At 71.3% G+C, this 20,760-nt stretch carries 21 protein-coding genes; 13 read left to right on the top strand and 8 right to left on the bottom strand.

Annotated features, from left to right (window positions below):
• The first annotated feature begins 282 nt into the window (after positions 1 to 282).
• Together C1I93_RS15355 and C1I93_RS15360 are read left to right on the top strand one after the other, a co-directional pair.
• On the top strand, positions 283 to 1,542 hold the full coding sequence (locus tag C1I93_RS15355) for a DivIVA domain-containing protein (protein ID WP_111243967.1): 1,260 nt from the start codon (positions 283 to 285) through the stop codon (positions 1,540 to 1,542).
• 181 nt (positions 1,543 to 1,723) lie between these two features.
• Positions 1,724 to 4,084, top strand: coding sequence for a hypothetical protein (locus tag C1I93_RS15360; RefSeq protein WP_111243968.1), 2,361 nt, complete (start codon positions 1,724 to 1,726; stop codon positions 4,082 to 4,084).
• Between the two features lie 36 nt (positions 4,085 to 4,120).
• On the opposite strand, the gene C1I93_RS15365 is transcribed toward C1I93_RS15360, so the two are convergent.
• On the bottom strand, positions 4,121 to 4,465 hold the full coding sequence (locus C1I93_RS15365; RefSeq protein WP_111243985.1) for a hypothetical protein: 345 nt from the start codon (positions 4,463 to 4,465) through the stop codon (positions 4,121 to 4,123).
• A gap of 287 nt (positions 4,466 to 4,752) precedes the next feature.
• Between C1I93_RS15365 and C1I93_RS15370 the strand changes: the two genes are divergently transcribed.
• The 3 genes from C1I93_RS15370 (at position 4,753) to C1I93_RS15380 (ending at position 7,131) form a co-directional block, all read left to right on the top strand.
• Complete coding sequence (locus C1I93_RS15370) at positions 4,753 to 5,553, top strand: helix-turn-helix domain-containing protein (RefSeq protein ID WP_111243969.1); 801 nt, start codon at positions 4,753 to 4,755, stop codon at positions 5,551 to 5,553.
• A complete protein-coding gene (locus tag C1I93_RS15375) occupies positions 5,544 to 5,735 on the top strand; it encodes a DUF397 domain-containing protein (protein ID WP_111243970.1) in 192 nt (63 codons plus the stop codon). The genes C1I93_RS15370 and C1I93_RS15375 overlap by 10 nt, the downstream gene beginning before the upstream one ends.
• 277 nt (positions 5,736 to 6,012) lie before the next feature.
• Entirely contained in the window at positions 6,013 to 7,131 is a 1,119-nt protein-coding gene (locus C1I93_RS15380) for an AI-2E family transporter (protein WP_111243971.1), read from the top strand.
• A 141-nt stretch (positions 7,132 to 7,272) separates the two neighbouring features.
• Here C1I93_RS15380 and C1I93_RS15385 read toward each other — a convergent pair whose 3' ends face one another.
• From C1I93_RS15385 to C1I93_RS15400, 4 genes are all read right to left on the bottom strand, one after another.
• Positions 7,273 to 8,082, bottom strand: coding sequence for an alpha/beta hydrolase (locus tag C1I93_RS15385; RefSeq protein ID WP_111243972.1), 810 nt, complete (start codon positions 8,080 to 8,082; stop codon positions 7,273 to 7,275).
• 141 nt (positions 8,083 to 8,223) lie between these two features.
• Complete coding sequence (locus C1I93_RS15390; RefSeq protein WP_111243973.1) at positions 8,224 to 8,550, bottom strand: Rv1322 family protein; 327 nt, start codon at positions 8,548 to 8,550, stop codon at positions 8,224 to 8,226.
• Between the two features lie 148 nt (positions 8,551 to 8,698).
• Entirely contained in the window at positions 8,699 to 10,318 is a 1,620-nt protein-coding gene (locus C1I93_RS15395) for a 3-hydroxyacyl-CoA dehydrogenase family protein (RefSeq protein ID WP_111243974.1), read from the bottom strand.
• A 54-nt stretch (positions 10,319 to 10,372) separates the two neighbouring features.
• Complete coding sequence (locus C1I93_RS15400; RefSeq protein WP_111243975.1) at positions 10,373 to 10,819, bottom strand: FHA domain-containing protein; 447 nt, start codon at positions 10,817 to 10,819, stop codon at positions 10,373 to 10,375.
• Positions 10,820 to 10,968: 149 nt separating this feature from the next.
• Here C1I93_RS15400 and C1I93_RS15405 point away from each other — a divergent pair, with 149 nt between their 5' ends.
• Positions 10,969 to 12,465: an aldehyde dehydrogenase family protein gene (locus C1I93_RS15405; protein WP_111243976.1), complete on the top strand. Its 1,497-nt coding sequence runs from the start codon at positions 10,969 to 10,971 to the stop codon at positions 12,463 to 12,465.
• Positions 12,466 to 12,513: 48 nt separating this feature from the next.
• Here the strand turns inward: C1I93_RS15405 and nucS are convergent, their stop codons facing one another.
• Complete coding sequence (nucS, locus tag C1I93_RS15410) at positions 12,514 to 13,173, bottom strand: endonuclease NucS (protein WP_111243977.1); 660 nt, start codon at positions 13,171 to 13,173, stop codon at positions 12,514 to 12,516.
• A gap of 72 nt (positions 13,174 to 13,245) precedes the next feature.
• On the opposite strand from nucS, the gene C1I93_RS15415 reads away from it, so the two are divergent.
• The 5 genes from C1I93_RS15415 (at position 13,246) to C1I93_RS15435 (ending at position 17,228) form a co-directional block, all read left to right on the top strand.
• Positions 13,246 to 13,866 (top strand): DUF4126 domain-containing protein, encoded by a 621-nt coding sequence (locus C1I93_RS15415; protein WP_111243978.1) that lies wholly within the window; start codon positions 13,246 to 13,248, stop codon positions 13,864 to 13,866.
• A 96-nt stretch (positions 13,867 to 13,962) separates the two neighbouring features.
• Positions 13,963 to 14,913, top strand: a complete 951-nt coding sequence (locus tag C1I93_RS15420) for a polysaccharide deacetylase family protein (protein ID WP_223256180.1) — start codon at positions 13,963 to 13,965, stop codon at positions 14,911 to 14,913.
• A gap of 161 nt (positions 14,914 to 15,074) precedes the next feature.
• Positions 15,075 to 15,374, top strand: coding sequence for a DUF1540 domain-containing protein (locus C1I93_RS15425; protein WP_111243987.1), 300 nt, complete (start codon positions 15,075 to 15,077; stop codon positions 15,372 to 15,374).
• 115 nt (positions 15,375 to 15,489) lie between these two features.
• Positions 15,490 to 16,386, top strand: a complete 897-nt coding sequence (locus tag C1I93_RS15430; RefSeq protein WP_111243979.1) for an ABC transporter ATP-binding protein — start codon at positions 15,490 to 15,492, stop codon at positions 16,384 to 16,386.
• Complete coding sequence (locus C1I93_RS15435; protein ID WP_111243980.1) at positions 16,383 to 17,228, top strand: ABC transporter permease; 846 nt, start codon at positions 16,383 to 16,385, stop codon at positions 17,226 to 17,228. Before C1I93_RS15430 ends, C1I93_RS15435 begins: the two co-directional genes overlap by 4 nt.
• Positions 17,229 to 17,339: 111 nt before the next feature.
• Here C1I93_RS15435 and C1I93_RS15440 read toward each other — a convergent pair whose 3' ends face one another.
• Both C1I93_RS15440 and murA read right to left on the bottom strand, forming a co-directional pair.
• Positions 17,340 to 18,188 carry a 3-hydroxyacyl-CoA dehydrogenase family protein gene (locus tag C1I93_RS15440; protein ID WP_111243981.1) on the bottom strand — a complete coding sequence of 283 codons (849 nt, stop codon included), beginning with the start codon at positions 18,186 to 18,188 and terminating at the stop codon, positions 17,340 to 17,342.
• Positions 18,189 to 18,361: 173 nt separating this feature from the next.
• Positions 18,362 to 19,801 carry a UDP-N-acetylglucosamine 1-carboxyvinyltransferase gene (gene murA, locus C1I93_RS15445; protein WP_111243982.1) on the bottom strand — a complete coding sequence of 480 codons (1,440 nt, stop codon included), beginning with the start codon at positions 19,799 to 19,801 and terminating at the stop codon, positions 18,362 to 18,364.
• On the opposite strand from murA, the gene C1I93_RS15450 reads away from it, so the two are divergent.
• The gene (locus C1I93_RS15450; protein ID WP_111243983.1) at positions 19,800 to 20,372 is read left to right on the top strand and encodes a cob(I)yrinic acid a,c-diamide adenosyltransferase; all 573 of its coding nucleotides are present in this window, start codon (positions 19,800 to 19,802) and stop codon (positions 20,370 to 20,372) included. The genes murA and C1I93_RS15450 overlap by 2 nt on opposite strands.
• Positions 20,348 to 20,760, top strand: a 413-nt coding sequence (locus tag C1I93_RS15455; protein WP_111243984.1) for a VOC family protein, incomplete at its 3' end; no start/stop codon positions are given. The genes C1I93_RS15450 and C1I93_RS15455, both read left to right, overlap by 25 nt.

Below are 20,760 nucleotides of genomic sequence, written 5' to 3' on the forward strand. Positions count from 1 at the left end.
GGCCTGATGGGGGAGGGGGCGGTGGCCATTCGGTGAACCGTGATTGGCTTTCACCCACTCCGTCGGACGTCCATTCGTGGGATCGGACCGGGGACGGAAACAATGGGTCGCGCGAGCACGTCGCACGGTCCTATTCCACGTCACTCTCCGTGCCACCCAGCTCCCCCCGGAGCTGGCAAGATCGCCCCTCGGCGCAGCCTCGCGGCGGCTCGTCGAGTTGACCATGTAATGAGGACGGCACGCTCTTGCGAAGCACCCCGGGGGGTCTGCCAGTATGTCCCAATGCCCCAGCCACAGTCCTCCCCTCTCGCGTTCTTCGATAACGCGAACTCGCAGCCTGATTTCACGGTTGGCCTGCGCGGATACAACACTGGTCAGGTCGACGACTTCATCGGCCGGCTGAACGCCGCGCTGAGCCAGGCCAACAAGGACCGCGCCGACGCTGAGCAGGCCCTCAACGACGCGCAGCGCCGGCTCCGGCAGTCCGAGCAGCGGCTGACCGCTTTGGAGCAGAAGCTCACCGACACCAGCAAGCAGCTGGAGGAGAACAGTCGGCCCACGCTCTCCGGTCTCGGCACCCGGGTGGAGCAGATCCTCCGCCTCGCCGAGGAGCAGGCCAACGACCACCGCAACGAGGCCAAGCGTGAGTCGGAGGGGATCCTCTCCGCCGCCCGCCTGGAGGCTCGGGAGATCACCGACAAGGCGCGGGCCGAGGCGGCGGCGATGAAGGCCACCGCCGAGCGGGAGGCGGGCAACGTCCGCACCGCCGCCGAGCGGGAGGCCGCCGAGGCTCGGGTCCAGGCCCGCCGCGAGGCCGACACGCTGCGCGCCGACGCCGACCGGGAGACCAAGCAGCTGCGTACGGTGACCGCCCACGAGGTCGCCGAGCTGAAGTCGACTGTCGAGCGGGAGGTGGCCACCCTGCGGGCCACCGCCGAGCGTGAGATCACCCAGCAGCGCGCCAAGGCGGCCCGGGAGGCCGAGGAGAAGCGCGCCGAGGCCACCAAGCTGCTCACCGACGCCCGGGACAAGCGCGACAAGGACCTCCAGGCCCTGGAGCTTCAGCTCGCCGAGCGGCGGGAGAAGGCCGAGCGCGAGGAGTCGGAGCGGCACGCCGCCCAGGTCGCGCAGACCCAGAAGCTGGTCAGCGAGGCCGAGCAGCGGGCCCGGGCCGCCCAGGAGCGGGCCAAGGAGATCGAGCAGCGCGCCGAGGCCCGCCGGGTCGAGTCGGAGCGCACCGCCATCGAGGCGGTCGAGAAGGCCAAGGCGCTGGCTGAGCGTACGCTCAGCGAGGCGCGGGCCGAGTCGCAGCGCCTGCTCAACGAGGCGCGCACGGAGGCCGAGCTGACCACTCAGGCGGCCCGCCGCGAGGTCGAGGACCTCACCCGGCAGAAGGACGCCGTCACCTCCCAGCTCGGGCAGATGCTCTCCGGCCTGGCCGGCATCGTGCCGGGCGTGCCGAACAACGCCGCGTCGGACCAGGCGCCGGCCAAGAAGGCGGACGACGCCGACGGCAAGGTGACCGCGGAAACTTCAAGCTGATACGTACGACCACCGGGGCATGATCCACGGCGCGGGGTGACACCGTCTGATCGGTGACACCCCGCGTCGCCCTGCATACCCAGCTCTGTCGCCAATCGCCTGTCCCAGTGCCGTGAGTCAGGTCCCAATCCTGGGCGTCCGTATCGCCCCAGCAGAAGCCGATGCGTGTGAGGATGGGAGCATGTCGCACGGCGAGGAACTGTTCGCCCTCGGCGGGGACGTGACCACGGAGCCCAGCTTCGAGTCCGCTCTGCGGGGGTACGAGAAAAGGCAGGTTGATCGGTACGTCGCGCGGGCGGAGCACGAGATCGCGGCGCTCGCGGCCGAGCGGGAGCAGGCGTACACCCAGATCCACAAGCTGGCCGGTCAGGTCGAGGTGTTGCAGCGTGACCTGGCCCAGGTGCGCAAGCAGGTGGGGGTGGTCGACCGGGCCGCGTTCCGGCATCTCGGGCCGCGCGTCGAGCAGATACTCGCGCTGGCCGAGGAGCAGGCCGAGGACATTCTCGCCGCCGCCCACGAGGAGATCGAGGGTCGCCGGGCCGCCGCTGAGCACATCATCGAGGAGGCTCGGGCCGAGGCGGGGAAGGCGCTCAAGGACTTCGAGATCGCCCTTGCCGCCCGGCGGGCCGAGGAGGAGCGGCAGGCCGCGGCGCGGCGGGCGGAGTCCGAGGCCGCCGCCAGATCGGCCAAGGAGGAGGCCGCCCGGCTCCGCAAGACGGCGCAGGAGGCGCTGGCGCGGGCCGAGCAGGAAGCCACGCAGCTCCGCGATGCCGCGAAGGAGATCCACGCCCGGGCGCAGCAGGAGTCGACGAAGCTGCGCGAGGCGGCGCGTGCCGCCCTGGCCACCGCCCAACAGGAGGCGACCCAGCTCCGCGAGGCTGCCAAGGAGGTGCACGCCAACGCCCAGCAGGAGGCGAAGCGACTGGTCGACCAGGCCACCGAGGCCGGGCGCGCCACCCACGCGAAGGCCCGCCAGGAGGCCAAGCAGATCATCGACGACGCCACCGAGGCCGGGCGCGCGACCCGCGACAAGGCCCGCCAGGAGGCGGAGCGGCTGACCCTTCAGGCCACCGAGACGGCCAAGCGCACCCGCGCCGAAACCGAGGCGTACGCCCAGCGCATGCGCGGCGAGACCGAGGCGTACGTGCAGCACGCGCGGGCCCAGGCGCAGCAGGAGTTGGGTGCCTGGCGGGCCGGGGTGGAGAAGGAGGTCAACGGCCGGCGCGAGGCGGCGGACCGCGAGTTGACCCAGCGCAAGGCGACCGCCGAACGCGAGTTCACCAGCCGCCGCGACGAGCTGGAGAAGCAGTACAAGGCCCGCAACACCGAGCTGGATCAGCGGTTCGCCGCCCGCAGCACCGAGATGGAGTCCGGTTTCGAGACCCGCCGGGCGGCGCTGGAGGCGGAATACACCACCCGGAAGAACGAGATCGAGCAGGGTGCCGACCAGCTCCGCCAGGCCGCCGAGCAGGACGCGGCCACGGTGCGCGCCCGGGCCGAGGAACAGGCCGGCGAGCTGCTGCGGCAGGCCGAGACCGAGACCGTCGCGCAACGCCAGGAAGCCGAGGAGTACGCGGACACCCTGCGCCGCGAGACCGAGCAGTACGCGACCGCCACTCGCCGCGAGGCCGAGGAGTACGCGACCGCCACTCGCCGCGAGGCCGACGAGCACGCCACGAACACCCGGCGCGAGGCAGAGGAGTACGTCGCCTCCTCCCGTCGCCAGTTCGAGGAGTACGCCGCCACCACCCAGCAGCACCTGGCCACCACGCAGCAGCACCTCGCCGCGACCCAGCAGGAGGCGGCGGCGGGCCGGCAGCAGCTCGCCCAGGTGATGCTGGAGATCGCCAAGGCTCAGCAGCAGCTCGCCGACCTGCGTCAGGAGACCTGGAAGTCCCGGCAGGAGTCCGACGAGTTGCAGCGCAAGCTGCTCGACCTGCGGATGCAGGCGGGCTCACCACCGGACGGCCCGACCTCCCCCGCCCCGGCCGGCGCGGCCACTGCGGCTGGCGCGGTCAACGGTCGACTGTCCGCCACCGCCGACGTACTCACCGCCGGGCCCTCCGCCGACGGCGCCGCCCCCTCGCCCGACCAGGTCATCGCCGACGGCGGCCGACCCACCGGCGGCAAGGTCCCCGCCGGGACCTCCGCCGACGGCGCCCGGCCCACCGGCGACAAGGTCCCTGCCGGGGCCGGAGTCTCGCTCAACGGCGCCGGGCGGGCCAGGGAGAACGCGGTCGCCGCCGAGGATGGCGACCCCGCCAGCGGCGACGCCATCCCGGCGACGAAGCCAGTCGCGGAGCGGGTAACCACCGTCGAGGAAGCGCCGGTGACCAGACCGGCCGCCGAGCCGACCACTGTCGACGGCAGCGCCGCGAGCGCGGGGGTGGACGGCGAACCGACAGTGGCGGCGGTGCCCGGCGAGGGCGGCCGGGGCGCCACTCCGACGAAGATCACCAGCACCGGCGAGGGCGGCAAACGCCCAACCAAGCCGACCACCGACGAACGCAGCGCCAAGCCCAGCAAGGTCACCTCCGACTAGTCACCCCACCCCATCCGGCGTGTCATGACAACCACGTCATGATCGACCGGGTGGTGGGGGTGGGAGTGCTACTCGTCGGGGGCCGGCCCAGGCGACGAAGCGGTGGAACAGGGCCCCGGGCTCTGGGCCGTCGTGCGGGTTGAGCTGGTAGAGGTCGCGCATCGCCTCGTACATCAGGCCGGCGAGGTAGATGGTCAGGCCGACGGCGTTGGTGTCGTACTCCCGCCGGAGCAACAGCCGGGCTTCCCCGCAGGGCCAGGGCTGCCCGTCTGCGCGGCAGCACCAGGTCGGCCGTAGCGGCGTGTGTGGAGGACGGCGGTCGGCGGCGCGCGGGCGGTCGGGATCGGGACCGGGACCGGGGGTCGGCAGTCTGGTGCCGATCGGGCCCGGTCGCGGCCGGCGGGCGCTCACTGTCGCCACATGATTGCCCACGTGTACCTCCCTGGAAGAGCGGTGGGATGGGGCCGCCCGCATCGGGGGAAGATCGGGCGGCCCCGGCCTGAACCCGTACGCGCCTGTCTGGCAACGCACCGGTCCGGCATTGCTGACAGTTTGGTGATCGCAGCACTACCGTCGGAAGTCATCGAGGGTGGTCGTGGCGTCGCTGCGCGACCCGGTCACCGCCGGAGGATGCCGAGTGATCCTCGGCCCGTCACTGTGGAGGTCTTGTGGAGGGTTCGACAGCCGATCTGATCCGGGCACAGCTCCGGCGGCTACGCGTCGCCGCCGGGCTCAGCCAGGAGGAGTTCGGCAAACTCGTGCACTACTCGGCATCGATGGTCTCAGCAGTCGAGACCGGCAGCCGACCGTACGACCGGTCCTTCCTCACCCGCGCCGACGAGGTGCTCGACTCCGGCGGGCTGCTGGTGGCGCTGCTGCGCATCGCCGAGCGCGAGGGGCAGCCGTCGTGGTTCCTGCCCTGGCTGGACGCCGAGCGCCTGGCCCAACAGCTCCGGGTCTTCCAGCCCTCGCTGATCCCGGCGCTGCTCCAGACCGAGGGCTACGCCCGCGCGGTGATCCGCTGCGACGACCTGCTCAGCGACGAGGAGGTGGAGCGGCGTACCGCCGCCCGGCTGGACCGGCAGGCCATCCTCGACCAGCCGGAGCCGCCCCAGCTGATCGCGGTGATCGACGAGTCCGTGCTGCACCGGCGGGACGAGCGCTTCTGGCCGGTCATGGTGCACCAGATCGAGCAGATGATCGCCTGCGCCGAGCGGCCGAACGTCAGCGTGCACGTCATCCCGCTCAGCGTCGGCCTGCACATCGGGCTCTCCGGGCCGTTCTCGCTGGCCCGGGGCGTGGACGGCGGCTGGGTGGCGATCATGGAGAACCAGTTGACCGCCTCGCCCACCGATGGCGAAGCCGACCTGGCTACCCTGTCGGCGCGGTGGGAGACGGTACGCAACGAGGCACTCTCCCGACAGCAGTCGATCCAACTCCTCAAGAAGGCGGCGAAGTCATGGACCTGAACGGAGCGACCTGGCGCACCGCCACCCGCAGCGGCAACACCGACTGCGTCGAGGTGGCCGACAATCTGGCCGAGGTGGTCGCGGTCCGCGACAGCAAGGACCGGCAGGGTCCGCTGCTCACCTTCACGCCGCAGAGTTGGCGTCGCTTCGTCCGCCAGGCCGCCCAGGTCACCCGCCGCTGAGCCCCCTTTCGCAACATCGCGGGCGCGGTGGTGGGGCACGGATGGCGGATGCGAGCGGGGAGACCGGATGGCGCAGCAGGATGCGGGGCAACCCAACCCGACGGCAGGAGGCGCCGACGAGGAGCCGGAGCGGACCGCAGCGAGGGCAGCGAATCCCGATGACCGGCGGCCAGCGGCGGCCACCGCCGGATCCGACCGGGCCGCGTCACCGGGACCGCCACCCCCGCCGGCCGTGCCGGCTCTCCCGGCAGCCACCCCGGCCGTGCCGGCACCCCGGATGACGGCCGCAGACAACACCGCCGAGCAGAACTTCACGGCGGGGACCGGCAGCCCCGGGAGCGGGGACGGCAGCCGATTCGGTACGCCGGGACGGCCACTGCGGCGCAACAGTTTCCTGGTCGGCTTCACCGGTGCGCTCGGCGTGCTGTCCGCGTACGCGGTCTATCTGGGTTTGCGCAACGCGGCCGGAATCCTGGTCCTGGTGGTCATCGCGCTCTTCCTCGCGGTGGGGCTGCACCCGGCGGTGGTCCGGCTGCGGTCCTGGGGCCTGCCGCGCGGGCTGGCCGTGGCGGTCGTCGCGTTGACGTTGGTGGCGCTGCTCGGTGCCGGGGTGCTGGCCCTGGTGCCACCGATCGTGACCCAGATCGGGCAGTTCGTCGAGCAGCTACCGAGCTACCTGGAAACGCTGCGGCGCAACGAGACCGTCAACGAACTGGTCGTACGCTTCGACCTGATGCGCCGCGCCCAGGAGGCGGCCAGCGCGGACGTGGTCGGTCGGGCGTTGGGCGGGGTGCTCGGCGGTGCCCAGTTGCTCTTCGGGACCGTGTTCCGGGTGCTGACCGTGCTGGTGTTGACCATCTACTTCCTGGTCTACTTCGACCGAATGCGCGATCTCGGCTACGCGCTGGTGCCCCGGTCCCGGCGGGAGCGGGTGCAACTCATCGGCGACGAGATCCTCACCAAGGTCGGGGCGTACATGGTGGGGGCGCTGACCATCGCGGTGCTGGCCGGCGCGGTCGCCTTCGTCTTCGCGCTGGCGGTCGGCCTGCCGTACCCGTTCGCCCTGGCGGTGGTGGTCGCGGTGACCGACCTGATCCCGCAGATCGGCGCGACCATCGGGGCGGTGGTGGTCAGCCTGGTCGGCTTCGCCACCAGCCCTTCCGTCGGCATCGCCTGCCTGGTCTTCTTCGTGATCTACCAGCAGATCGAGAACTATCTCGTCTACCCCAAGATCATGCGCAGGTCGGTGCAGGTCAACGAGGTGGCCGCGCTTGTCGCCGCGCTGCTCGGCGTCGCCCTGATCGGGGTGATCGGGGCGCTGATCGCCATCCCGACCGTGGCCGCCGTCCAGCTGATCCTGCGCGAGGTGGTGGTCCCCCGCCAGAACACCCGCTGACCCGGCCGGCACGGTCAAGATCCGCACAAGTTCAGGGAAAGTGCTGCCTCGTCAGCCGGCGAGGCAGCACTTTCCCCGAAACTGCCGCCAGGGCCGAGCCCACCAGTCCTGCTCTCACTCGCTCGCGTGCGTGCGCCCGGCTCACTCGGCCTGGCGCTGCGGCGGGCCGGACACCGGGACGTCCGCGAACGCGGCCACCGTACGATTGGCGTACGCGCTGGCGTCGCCGGTCTCCATCGGGCCGTCCCAGGTGGTCGGCAGCGGCACCGGCACCGCCGGATTGATCCGCCGGACCACCTCGTCCAACACCGTCTCGGCGTCACCCACCCAGAGGTGCTTCGCGCCGGGCACCCCCACCACCTCGGCCTGCGGCACCACGGCGAACCGCTCGCGGGCCTGCTCCGGGCGCAGGTAGTCGTCGAACTCCGGCACCAGCGCGGTGAGCGGCTTGCCGGACTCGGCCCAGTGAGCCAGGTCAGCCGGCTCGGAAAAGCGCAGCGGCGGGGAGAGCAGGATCGCCCCGGCCACCGCCGGGTCGCAGCCGTACTTGAGCACCAGGTCGGTGCCGAACGACCAGCCGAGCAGCCAGACGTTCGGCAGCTCGTGGAACTCGGCGTACTCGATGGCGGCGGCCACGTCGAAGCGCTCGCCGACGGCCTGGTCGAACTTTCCCTCGCTGGTGCCGCGCACGCTGCTGGTGCCCCGGGTGTTGAACCGCAGCACGGCCACGTCAGCCAGGGCCGGCAACCGCCAGGCGGCCTTGCGGAACACGTGGCTGTCCATCATCCCGCCATGGGTGGGCAGCGGGTGCAGGCAGACCAGGGTGGCCGCCGGCGCCCGGTCGACCGGGCGGGCCAGCTCACCGACCAGGCGCAGCCCGTCCGCGGTGTGCAGCTCGATGTCCTCCCGGTGGCCGGGCAGAATCGACGACGCGCGGATCGGTGTGCTCATCTCCCCATTCTCCCCCGCCGCTGCCCGCCTCCGCCGCCCAGGTGACCAAGATCGCGAGGTGCTGCGTCGTCGAGACCACCGGCTCGCCGCACGGGGTCAAGCCCTGCCGGGGAGCGGCGTCACCCCTGCCGGGGAGCGGCGTCAGCCGTGCCGAGGGGCACCGCGGCCGCGCTGGATGAGCGGTGCCCGCCGGTCCCGGGCCCGCCAGCAGCCGCTGTGCCAGTGCCGCCGGTCGGTAAGGTCGCCCCGGTCGTCCGCCGGCCAGGCCACCAGGTGCGCCACTCCCGGTCGGATCTCCTGGTCACAACCGGGACAACGGTACGTCTTGGCCGACGCGCCGCCGCTGATCCCGCGTACCTGCCACTCGCCGTCCCGCCACCGCTGCACGTCCGCGACGCCGTGTCGGGCCCGCTCGACGTCCAGGCGGTCGGCGTCCTCACGACGGGGACGGTTACGACGAGGACTCACGTCGTCAAGCGTACGGCGGGCGCCGCCCCGACCCGGTGGCGGCTCATGCGTTCCCGCAGCCCAGCCCTGCGGCCGTTAATAGGGGGCCCTTCCTATACACGAGGCGTTAACAGGGGCCCCCTCCTTACACCCCCTCCTTGCACCGCTCCTACACCTCGGCGTGGGCGGTGACGAGTTGTTCGAGCAGTGGTGCGGGGGCGAGGCCGGGTTCGCGTGATTCCTGGTAGAGCCGCCGCTGGATAGTGAGTGCCACCTCCAGGCCGACCGTGCGCAGCAGCTCGAAGGGGCCGCTGGGGCAGCCGCAGCCCAGCTTCATCGCGTGGTCGATGTCCTCGACCGTGGAGTAGCCGGCCTCCAGCATCCGCACCGCGTCGTTGAGGTACGGGAACAGCAGCGCGTTGACGATGAAGCCGGCGCGGTCACCGCAGACCACGCCGGTCCTGCCGAGGGCGGCGCTTAGCGCCCGAGCGGTGTCGGTGGTCTGCGCCGAGGTGCGGATGGTCCGGACGATCTCCACCAACGGTCCGGCCGCGTCGGGCCCGAAGAAGTGCAGGCCCACCACGTCGGCGGGGCGGCCGGTGGCCATCGCCAACTCGATCACCGGCAGCGTCGAGGTGGTGGTGGCCAGCACCACACCCGGCTGGCAGACCTCGTCCAGGCCGGCGAGCACCGCCGTCTTGGCGTACGGTTCGTCGTCGACCGCCTCGACCACCAGGTCGACGTCGGCCAGCGGCGCCAGCACGTCGGCGGTGGCCGGGACGACCTGGTAGCCGGCCTTGGCGAGGTGTTCGGCGAGCCCGGCGGCGAGCGGTCCGGTGCCGACCACACCCACCTTCGCGATCTCCCGCCCGGCACCGTCCGCCGGGTTGGGGGTGTGCTCGTCCGGTACGAGCTTGGCCGAACCAGGCCGCTCGTAGGTGTAGAAGCCCCGGCCGGACTTACGGCCGAGCAGTCCGGCGGTCACCATCTGCCGGAGCAGGGGCACCGGGGCGTGCCGGCGGTCGCGGCCGCCGCGCCGGTACATGGTTTCCAGGATTTCGTACGCGGTGTCCAGGCCGATCAGGTCGAGCAGGGCGAGCGGCCCCATCGGCAGGCCGCAGCCGAGTTTCATCGCCGCGTCGATGTCCTCGCGGCTGGCGTACCGGGCCTCGTACATACCGATGGCCTGGTTGAGGTAGCCGAAGAGCAGCGCGTTGGCGATGAACCCGGCCCGGTCGCCGATGGTCACGTCGACCTTGCCGAGGCGTCCGCAGAGCGCCTCCACGTCGGCGACCACGTCGGCGGAGGTGACCACGGTGCGGACCACCTCGACCAGTTTCATCACCGGTGCCGGGTTGAAGAAGTGCAGGCCGATCACCTGGGCGGGGCGGGTGGTGGCCACGGCGATCTCGGTGACGCTCAACGACGAGGTGTTGGTGGCGAGGATCGCCTCCGGTCGGCAGATCCGGTCCAGTTCGGCGAAGAGCCGTCGCTTGAGGTCGAGACGCTCGGGCACCGCCTCGACCACCAGGTCCACCGAGCGCAGCGCGTCCAGCCCCACCGCGAAGGTGACCCGGCCGAGCAGGGCGTCCCGGTCGGCCTCGGCGAGCTTGCCCCTGGCCACCGCCCGGTCCGTGGAGCCGGTCAGGTGGGCCCGCCCCCGTTCCAGCGCGGCCTCGGAGATCTCCACGGCGACCACGGGGATCCCGTTGCGGGCGAAGACCTCGACGATGCCAGCACCCATGGTGCCCAGACCCACGACACCGACGTTTGTGAGTTCCCGCGCCACGCCCCGGCCTCCCCTGTCCGCTCCGCAGCGGCCGAAGGTGAACGACCGCTAAGGTTATGCGCGCGAGTCTGCCACGCCACAGGGGGTGCCGGCGGCACGGGGGGACATGCCACCAGGCACCAGCACCAGCGTCGGCCGCTGCTGCTGCGCCGCCCCGAAGCTGAGCCCCACCGGATCGGTACGCGCCACCCCAGGATCATGGAATCGCAGCTCGGTGCGGCCGAGCCGGATCACGTCGCCGTCGGCGAGTCGGGTCGATCCGCTGGCCCGGCCGCCGTTGACCCAGGTGCCGTTGGTGGAGCCGAGGTCTGTCACGCAGACCCCCTCGCCGGTCAGCCGGATCTCGGCGTGCCGCCGGCTCAGGTGCGGATCGCGTACCACGATGTCCACCGTCGGGTCCCGGCCGATCACCTGCGGCTGCCTGCGCAACCGGAACCCGACTCCGCGCATCGGACCGCTCGCCACCATGAGCAGCGGCAACAGCTGCGAAATTTCCTCCATGATCGGTCCTCCCCAACCGAATGAACACGCAGCGTCAGATTGCCATCACCGACCGGTCGCCTACTCCGCCGCCCGGTCACCCGTGGTTGACCAGGCGGGCACTCTTCGCTCCCCTACCGACGAGTAGGCCCCCGGTCTAAACTTCGGCCATGACGGCTGTGCAGCTCCCGGGTAGCCCGGTGATCGAGGGCGACCGACTGATCTCGACGAACCCGGCGACGGGCGACGAGGCGGGTCGGGTTCCGGTCACCGACCCGACCGATGTCGTACGCGTCGTCGAGCGGGCCCGAGCGGCCGGTCGCTGGTGGGCGGAGCTCGGCTTCGACGGCCGGCGCGACCGGCTGCTGCGCTGGCGCCGGCTGCTGGCCCAGCGGATGGAGCAGCTCGCGGAGTTGGTGCACGCCGAGGGCGGCAAGCCGATCCCCGACGCGCTCGTCGAGATCGTGACCGCGGTGGAGCACGTGGACTGGGCGGCCCGCAACGCCCGTCGGGTGCTCGGCCCCCGCCGGGTCCGCTCCCGGCTGGTGCTTGCCGAGTTCTCAGCCCACCTGGAGTACCAGCCGTACGGGGTGGTGGGCGTGATCGGCCCCTGGAACTATCCCGTCTTCACCCCGATCGGCTCCGCCGCGTACGCCCTCGCCGCCGGCAACACGGTGGTCTTCAAGCCCAGCGAGTACACCCCTGTGGTCGGGCAGTGGCTCGTCGACACCTTCGCCGAGGTGGTGCCGGAGCAGCAGGTGTTCACCACGGTGCACGGGCTCGGTGACGTCGGTGCGGCACTGTGCCGCGCCAGGATCGACAAGCTGGCCTTCACCGGTTCGACGGCGACCGCGAAGAAGGTGATGGCGGCCTGCGCCGAGTCGCTGACCCCGGTGCTGGTGGAGGCGGGCGGCAAGGACGCCATGATCGTGGACGCCGACGCCGACCTGGACGCCGCCGCCGAGGCGTGCGTCTGGGGTGGCATGACCAACGCCGGGCAGACCTGCATCGGCATCGAGCGGGTGTACGTCGTCGAGCCGGTCTTCGACGCCTTCCTCGACAAGGTCGTCACGCGCGCCGGGCGGCTGACCGTGGGCGCGCGGGACGCGGACATCGGCCCGATCACCATGCCGACTCAGCTCGACGTGATCCGCCGGCACATCGAGGATGCGGTGGCCCGGGGTGGCCGGGCGGCGCTCGGCGGGCCGGACGCCGTGCAACCGCCGTACGCGTACCCGACAGTGCTTGTGGACGTGCCCGAGGACGCCGCCGCGGTCCGTGAGGAGACCTTCGGGCCCACCCTGACCGTGAACCGGGTCCGCGACGCCGACGAGGCGGTCGCCCGCGCCAACGCCCTGCCGTACGGCCTGGGTGGTTCGGTCTTCGGCCGGCGTCGCGCGGCGGCCATCGCCGGGCGGCTGCGTTCCGGGATGGCCTCGGTCAACTCGACCCTGACCTTCGCCGGGATGTCCACCCTGCCGTTCGGCGGGGTCGGCGAGTCCGGCTTCGGCCGGATCCACGGCGAGGACGGGCTGCGCGAGTTCGCCCGCGCCAAGGCGGTCACCCGCCGGCGCGCCCGCTCGCTGCTGCGCTCGACCACCTTCGAGCGCACCCCGGCCGACGTGGCCCGCCTGGTCCGCGCGGTGAAAATGCTCTACGGCCGCTGAGCGGACGCCCGCACCGGCCGCCGGGCGCAGCACCGGCCGCCGGGCGAGTCAGAAGAGGGTCAGCTCGTCGCGTTCGATGCCGCGCAGCCGGTCGTAGTCCAGGTACGCGCAGCGGATCCCCCGGTCCGTGGCGAGCACCCGGGCCTGCGGCTTGATCTCCTGCGCCGCGAAGACCCCGGTCACCGGTGCCAGCAGCGGATCGCGGTTGAGCAGTTCGAGGTACCGGGTGAGCTGCTCGACGCCGTCGATCTCACCCCGCCGCTTCACCTCGACCGCGACGGTGCCCTGGTTGGCGTCCCGGCAGAGCAGGTCGACCGGGCCGATCGCGGTCATGTACTCGCGCCGGATCAGGGTGAAGCCCTCGCCCAACGTCTCCGGATTGGCCGCCAGCAGCTCCTGGAGGTGCGCCTCCACGCCGTCCTTGCGCAACCCCGGATCGACACCGAGGTCGTACGAGGTGTCCTGGAAGATCTCCTCCAGGGTGATCCGCAACTCCTCGCCGGCCTTGTTCACCACCCGCCAGACCCCGGGTGCCTCCTCCAGCCGGCACGGCGGGCTCATCCAGTTCAACGGCTTGTACGCCCGGTCGTCGGCGTGGATGGAGACCGACCCGTCCGCCTTGACCATCAACAGCCGGGTGGCCGGCGGCAGGTGGGCCGAGAGCCGTCCGACGTAGTCCACCGAGCATTTCGCAATCACCAGACGCACCCGACGAGGGTAGCGGAGCCACCCGGGGATCGCCGCCGAGCGCCACTGGCGTGCCGGTGCGATGCTGAGCTGGTGTTCGAATTGCTCACCGGTACCGGCCTGGCCGCCTCGGCCGGGTTGAACGCGTACATTCCGCTGCTGCTGACCGGTCTGCTGGCCCGCTACACCAGCCTAATCGACCTGCCTGGCGGCTGGCAGTGGCTCGGCAACGAATGGACGCTCGGCATCCTCGCGGTGCTGCTCGCCGTGGAGGTCGTCGCCGACAAGGTGCCCGTGGTGGATCACGTCAACGACGTGGTGCAGACGGTGGTCCGGCCGACCGCCGGTGGCCTGGCCTTCGGGGCCGGCTCGGCGTCGGAGACGGTGACGGTGAGCGACCCGGACAGCTTCTTCGCCAGCGGCGGCCAGTGGCTGCCGGTGCTGGTCGGGGTGCTCATCGCGTTGGGCGTACACCTGCTCAAGTCCGCTGCCCGGCCGGTGATCAACGCCACCACGGCCGGGATCGGGGCCCCGGTCGCGAGCACCGCCGAGGACGCCACCAGCGTGCTGATGTCGCTCGTCGCGATCATCCTGCCGGTGCTGGTGCTGGTGTTCCTGGTCGGCTTCGCGCTCTTCCTGCCCTGGTTCCTCAGGCGTCGCGCGGATCGCCGCCGGGAGCGCCAGGCCGCCCGGGAGGCCGGCTTCCGGGTCTGATCGACGGTACGCGCCAGCCCTTCACCACCACGCTGGTCGCGGTAACCGACCACTCGGCCGTCACCACCCGCCAGGCGGAGCTGAGAAGATCTCGCGGTGCCCGTGAAGATCTCCCGCGTACCGTTGCTCGCCACCCTCGCTGCCGTCGTCAGTGCGGTGGTCCTGCTGGCCGTCATGAACCCGCTGCGGCAGCCGGAGGACGTCGGCGCCTTCGTCGACGCACCCGACCCGGACCGGACCACGGCGGCGGTGGTCGACCCGGGGCCGGACGGGCCGGCCGGGTCAGCGCCGTCGGTGAGGCCGGTGCCCACCGAGGCCGGGCCGTCGGACTCCCCACCGCCCGGTGGCCTGCCCGGGGCGACCTCGGCGGGGACACTGCCGCCGGTGGTCGACCACGGTCCGCGTACCGGCAACAAGGTGGCCCTCACCTTCGACGCGGACATGACCGACGCGATGCGGTACCAGCTACGCAGCGGCGCCGTGCGGTCGTACGCGAATCTGAAGATCATCGACCTGCTCGAACGGGAGGGGGTGGCGGCCACCTTCTTCCTCACCGGGAAGTGGGTCGAGCAGTACCCGGAGGTGACCCGGCGACTCGCCGCCAGCCCGAACTTCGAGTTGGCCAACCACACCTACGGGCATCTCGCCTTCACCGGGGACTGCTACGGCCTGCCTCGCATCGAGCGGCGAAAGATGACCGGGGACGTGGCCGACACCTTCGACATCGTGGCCGGGTACGGCGGACGGCAGACCCGCTACTTCCGCTTCCCAGGGCTCTGCCACGACCGGACCGCGCTCGCCGAACTCGCCCCGCTCGGTCTCACTGTGGTGGACGGCGACGTGGTCAGCGGGGATCCCTTCGCGACCGCCTGGCGGCCGATCGTACGGGCGGTGCTGGACAACGTGCGGCCCGGTTCGGTGATCGTCCTGCATGTGACGGAGGCCAACGCGCCGATGACCGACGAGGCCCTGCCGCACATCCTGGCCGGGCTCGCCGAACGCGGACTCGAACCGGCAGCCCTCTCCGAGGTGCTCGGCACCGCGTAGGCCGAGCTGGCCGCGCCTGGCCGTGCCTGGTCCCGGCTGGCCGTGCCTGGTCCCGGCTGGTCCCGGCTGGCCGTGCCTGGCCGTGCTCTGCGGTTGGGCCGAATCCGCACGCACAAAACCTCCAAATGGCTAAAATCGGGCAAAGCCTAGAGGAGGTCACGATGACCGCAGCGATGGAAATGCCCCGGGTTCAGGAATGCGTCGTCTCCGCGTGCGCGTACAACCACACCGGCGACTGCCACGCCTTCGCCATCACGATCGGCAGCATGGACCACGCCCACTGCCACACCTTCATCGAGATGCCCGCGGTACGTGCCGGCGCGGACGGCCACGTCGCCCAGGTGGGCGCGTGCCAACGCGCCGACTGCCGGCACAACGAGCAGTTGGAGTGCCACGCGCCGTCGATCCGGGTCGGCCCGGACGCCGACATGGCCGACTGCATCACGTACGCCAGCCGCTGAACCACCCCGGGGGGGCGCGCCGCCGAGCGGGTGTTAAAAGGGGGCCCCTCCTCTACACGAGGCGTTAACAGGGGGCCCTTCCTTGCATGCCCTCGGCAGGTCGCACACTTGAGGTATGAGTGACGAGGTCGCGATCCGGGTCCGGGGACTGCGCAAGGCGTACGGCGACAACGTCGCGGTGGCCGGCGTCGACCTGGACGTCCACCGGGGCGAGGTGTTCGCCCTGCTCGGGCCGAACGGTGCCGGCAAGACCACCACGGTGGAGATCCTGGAGGGCTACCGCCGCCGCGACTCCGGCGAGGTGCTGGTCCTGGGCACCGACCCTGAGCTGGTGTTCGGTTCCCGGCAGCGGAACCGGCAGGCCCGCCCGGCGCCGCACGTCGTCGCGGACTGGCGGAGCCGGGTCGGCATCGTGCTCCAGGGCACCGGCGAGTTCGACGAGCTGACCGTCGCCGAGGTGGTCCATCACTTCGCCGGTTTCTATCCCGCCGCCGACGACCCGGACAAGGTGATCGCGCGGGTCGGCCTGACCGGCAAGGCCGGTGCCCGTACGCACACCCTCTCCGGCGGCCAGAAGCGCCGTCTGGACGTGGCCCTGGGCATCATCGGCCGCCCCGAGCTGCTCTTCCTCGACGAGCCGACCACCGGCTTCGACCCGGAGGCCCGGCGCGAGTTCTGGGAGCTGATCCGGGACCTCTCCGCCGCCGGCACCACGATCGTGCTCACCACCCACTACCTGGACGAGGCCGAAACGCTCGCCGACCGGGTCGGCGTGATCGCCGGCGGCCGGGTGATCGAGGTGGGCACCCCGGACAGTCTGGGCAACCGGCGGGAGGCGCTGGCCACCGTCACCTGGCGTACGCCCGACGGGCTGCCCGAGAGCGCGCAGAGCGCGACGCCGACAGCGCTGGTGACGGAGCTGGCCGCGCGGTTCGGCGGTGAGGTGCCGGGGTTGACCGTCACCCGCCCCACCCTGGAAGACATCTACCTGCGGATGATCGGACACCGATGACCACCACGACGAAGCCGGCCACCCCGGTCGCCGCACCCAGCACCCGCCGGCTCGGGCCGGCCAGTCTCGCCCTGCGTCAGGGGCGGTTGGAGATTCGGCAGTTCCTGCGCAGCCGGGAGTCCGTGGTGTTCACCCTGGGCTTTCCGATCATCATGGTGCTGATCTTCGCCTCGATCTTCAGCGACGAGATCGCGCCCGGGGTGAGCTACACGCAGTACTTCATCACCGGGATGATCGCCACCGGCCTGCTGACCGTCAGCTTCCAGAACCTCGGCATCTGGATCCCGATCGAACGGGACCGGGGCGTGCTCAAGCGCTACCGGGGCACCCCGATGCCGAAGTGGGTCTGGTTCGCCGGCAAAGTGATCATGGTGCTGGTGACCGGGATGGTGATGACCGCCCTGCTGCTCGCCGTCTCGGTCACCCTGTTCGACCTGAACCTGCCCGCCACCGGGACCGCCTGGCTGACCTTCGGCTGGGTCAGCGCGCTGGGCATCACCGCCTGCACCCTCTGCGGCATCGCGATCTCGTCGCTGGCCCGTACCGCCCGCAGCGGCTCGGCCGTGGTCACCCCGGTGGCGCTGGTGCTCCAGTTCATCTCCGGGGTCTTCTTCGTCTTCACCAACCTGCCGACCTGGATGCAGCAGGTGGCGGCCCTCTTCCCACTCAAATGGATGTGCCAGGGACTGCGCGCGGTCTTCCTGCCGGAGAGCTTCGGCGCCCAGGAGCCGGGCGGCTCGTTCGAGCTCGCCCGGGTCGCCCTGGTCCTGGGCGCGTGGTGCGTCATCGGCCTGGTGCTCTGCCTCACCACCTTCCGCTGGACCACCCGCCGCGACGGCTGATGTGCAAGGAGGGGCCCCCTGTTAACGCCTCGTGTATAGGAGGGGCCCCCTATTAACAAGATCAGCGACTCGGGTGCAGGATCTTGTTAATAAGGGGCCCCTCCTTGCACCTCAGTAGGAGTAGAAGCCCTGGCCGGACTTGCGGCCCAGGTCGCCGGCGGCGGCCATGCGCTGGAGCAGCTCCGGCGGGAAGAACTTCTCGTCGGCGGTGTCGGTGTAGATGTTGCGGGTGGCGTTGAGCAGCACGTCCACGCCGGTCAGGTCGATGGTGGCGAGCGGGCCCATGGCGTGCCCGAAGCCGAGCTTGCAGGCGGTGTCCAGGTCCTCGGCGGAGATCACACCCGCCTCGACCAGCTTGACCGCCTCCATGGCCAGGGCACAGATCAGCCGGGTGGTGACGAAGCCGGCGATGTCCCGGTTGACCACCACCACCGTCTTGCCGATCTCCTCGGCGAACGACGTCGCCGCGGCCAGGGTGGCGTCGCTGGTCTTGTAGCCACGCACCAGCTCGCAGAGCTTCATCATCGGCACCGGCGAGAAGAAGTGGGTGCCCACGACGGCTTCGGGACGGTCGGTGACCGCCGCGATCTGGGTCACCGGGATAGCCGAGGTGTTGGTGGCCAGCACCGCGTCCGCCTTGCAGATCCGGTCCAGCGCCCGGAACACCTCGTGCTTGAGCTCCAGCCGCTCGAATACCGCCTCGACCACGATGTCCGCGTCGGCCGCCGCCTCCAGGTCGGTGGTCGGGGTGATCCGGTCGAGCGTCGCCTCGACGTCGTCCGGCGAGATCTTCCCCTTCTCGGCGAACTTCCCGAGCGACTTCCGGATGCCGTCCACGCCGCGCCGGACCGCCGCGTCGTCCAGGTCCCGCAGTGTCACCTGCCAGCCCGCCTGCGCCGCCACCTGGGCGATGCCCGAGCCCATCAGTCCGGCACCGACGACCGCGAGTCGACCCGCCATCTGCCTCTCCCTCGCTGCGATTGAGTGTCTCCCTGCACCCTAGTCGGCGAGCCTGAACGGAGGCTAAGGAGGCTACGGCGCTGGCACATCGGGCCGTGGCGGCGCTGCCGGAAGGCCGCTCGGCGCTGCCGGAAGGCCGCTCGGGGCCGTGGCGGCGCTGCCGGAAGGCCGGCTCAGATGGCCAGTTCCGGTTCCTCCGGGGCGGTGGCCCGTTCCACCTCGACGCCGAGCGCCCGCAGGTCGGCCACGAAGTCGGGATAGCCCCGGTCGACGTGGTGCACGTGGGACACCTCGGTGACCCCGTCCGCGCAGAGCCCGGCGATGATCAACCCGGCGCCGGCGCGGATGTCGGTGGCTCGTGCCGGCGCGCCGGAGAGACGGTCCCGGCCGCGTACCACCGCGTGATGCCCGTCGGTCTTGATGTCCGCACCCAACCGCATCATCTCGTTGGCGAACATGAACCGCCCGTCGAAGATGTTCTCGGTGATCAGGGAGGCCCCGTCGCTGAGCGCGGCGAGGCCGATCGCCATCGGCAGCAGGTCGGTGGCGAAACCCGGATAGGGCAACGTCACCACGTCGACGGCGCGCGGGCGGTCGTCCAGGCGTACCCGGAAGGCGTTCGCGCGGGTCTCCACCAGCGCGCCCGCAGCGACCAGCTTGTCCAGTGCGACCTCCAGGAACGCCGGGTCCACGCCGGTCACGGTGACGTCGCCGCGGGTCATCGCCGCGCCGAAGGCCCAGGTGCCCGCGACGATCCGGTCCCCCACCGTGGCGTGCCGGACCGGCTGCAACCGGGGTACGCCGACGATCGTGATGGTGGACGTGCCCTCACCATCGATGAGCGCACCCATCCGCTGGAGCATGGTGCAGATGTCCACGATCTCCGGCTCGCGGGCGGCGTTGTCGATCACGGTGGTGCCCTCGGCCAGCACCGCCGCCATGATCAGGTTCTCGGTCGCCCCGACGCTCGGGAAGTCGAGCGTGATCTCCGCGCCGTGCAGCCCGTCGGGCGCGGAGGCGATCACGAAACCGTGTTCGCCGGAGATGTCGGCGCCCATCCGGGTCAGACCGGAGACGTGCATGTCCAGGCCGCGCGAGCCGATCGCGTCGCCGCCCGGGTGAGCCACCCGCACGTACCCCCGCCGGGCCAGCAGCGGACCGAGCACACAGATCGACGCGCGCAGCCGGCGTACCAGGTCGTAGTCGGCTTCCACCCCCGGCTGCTCGGGTACGTCGATGGTGACCGAACGGGAGCGGGCCACCCCGCCACCGGCGACCATCGGATCGACCGGGTCGTCCGCGTCGAACCGTACGCCGCAGCCGAGCCGACGCAGCACCTCGCCCATGATGGCGATGTCGGTTATCCGCGGCACGTTGGTGATCACGCTCCGGCCCGGGGCGAGCAGCGCGGCGGCCATCAGCTTCAACGCCGAGTTCTTCGCGCCCACCACGTGCACGGTGCCGGCGAGCCGGGCCTTACCCGAGACCCGGATGACGTCGACGTCGGATATCGCCGCGTCACCCGCGTCGCCCGGTCCGACCCCCGGGGAGCAGCCCGGCCCTCCCGGTCGAGCCGGAATGGTCAGGTCAGGTATCCGTAGGCTGTGCGTCATGGCCGTTCACCTCACGCGCATCTACACCAGGGCCGGCGACGCCGGCACGACCAGGCTGAGCAACAACGAGCAGGTGCCGAAGACCGACCCGCGGATCGTGGCGTACGCCGACGTCGACGAGTGCAACGCCGCGATCGGCGTGGCACTCGCGCTGGGCCAACTCGGCGACGATCTGCGGACGATGCTCGGCCTGATACAGAACGACCTGTTCGACGTCGGGGCCGACCTGTCCACCCCGGTCGAGCCGGACCCTAAATACCCGCCGCTGCGGGTGACCGAGGGGTACGTCGAGCGTCTTGAGGGCTGGTGCGACGAGTACAACGGGCGCCTGAGCACGCTCGACTCCTTCATCCTCCCCGGCGGCACCGCGGGCGCGGCACTGCTGCACGCGGCGCGGACGATCGCCCGGCGCGCCGAGCGGTCGGCATGGGCGCTCGTCGCACACGACCCCGACCGGACCAGCAACCTCCCGGCAAAGTATCTCAACCGGCTCTCGGATCTGCTCTTTATCCTGTCAAGGACGGCAAATCCGGACGGAGATGTGCTATGGGTGCCGGGCGGAGGCCGGTGACTGTCGGTGCGCTGCACCACGTGGAGCTGTGGGTACCCGACCTGGACGCGGCAATGCGTAGCTGGGGTTGGCTCCTCGGCGAATTGAACTGGACGCCCTTCCAGGAGTGGCCGGCTGGCCGCTCCTGGCGACTCGGCCCGACCTACCTGGTGTTCGAGGAGTCACCGGCGCTCTCCGGTCGGCACCACGACCGGCTCTCCCCCGGTCTCAACCACCTGGCCTTCCACGCCGGCCCACCCGCCGCCGTGGACCGACTCGTCGATCAGGCTCCCGCGTACGGCTGGGAACTCCTCTTTCCCGACCGCCACCCGTACGCCGGCGGTCCCGACACCTACGCCGCCTACCTAACCGACCCCCACGGCTACGAAGTGGAACTAACAGCCCACCC

It is taken from the genome of Micromonospora endophytica, from assembly GCF_003236305.1.
GTDB classification, from domain to species: domain Bacteria; phylum Actinomycetota; class Actinomycetes; order Mycobacteriales; family Micromonosporaceae; genus Micromonospora; species Micromonospora endophytica.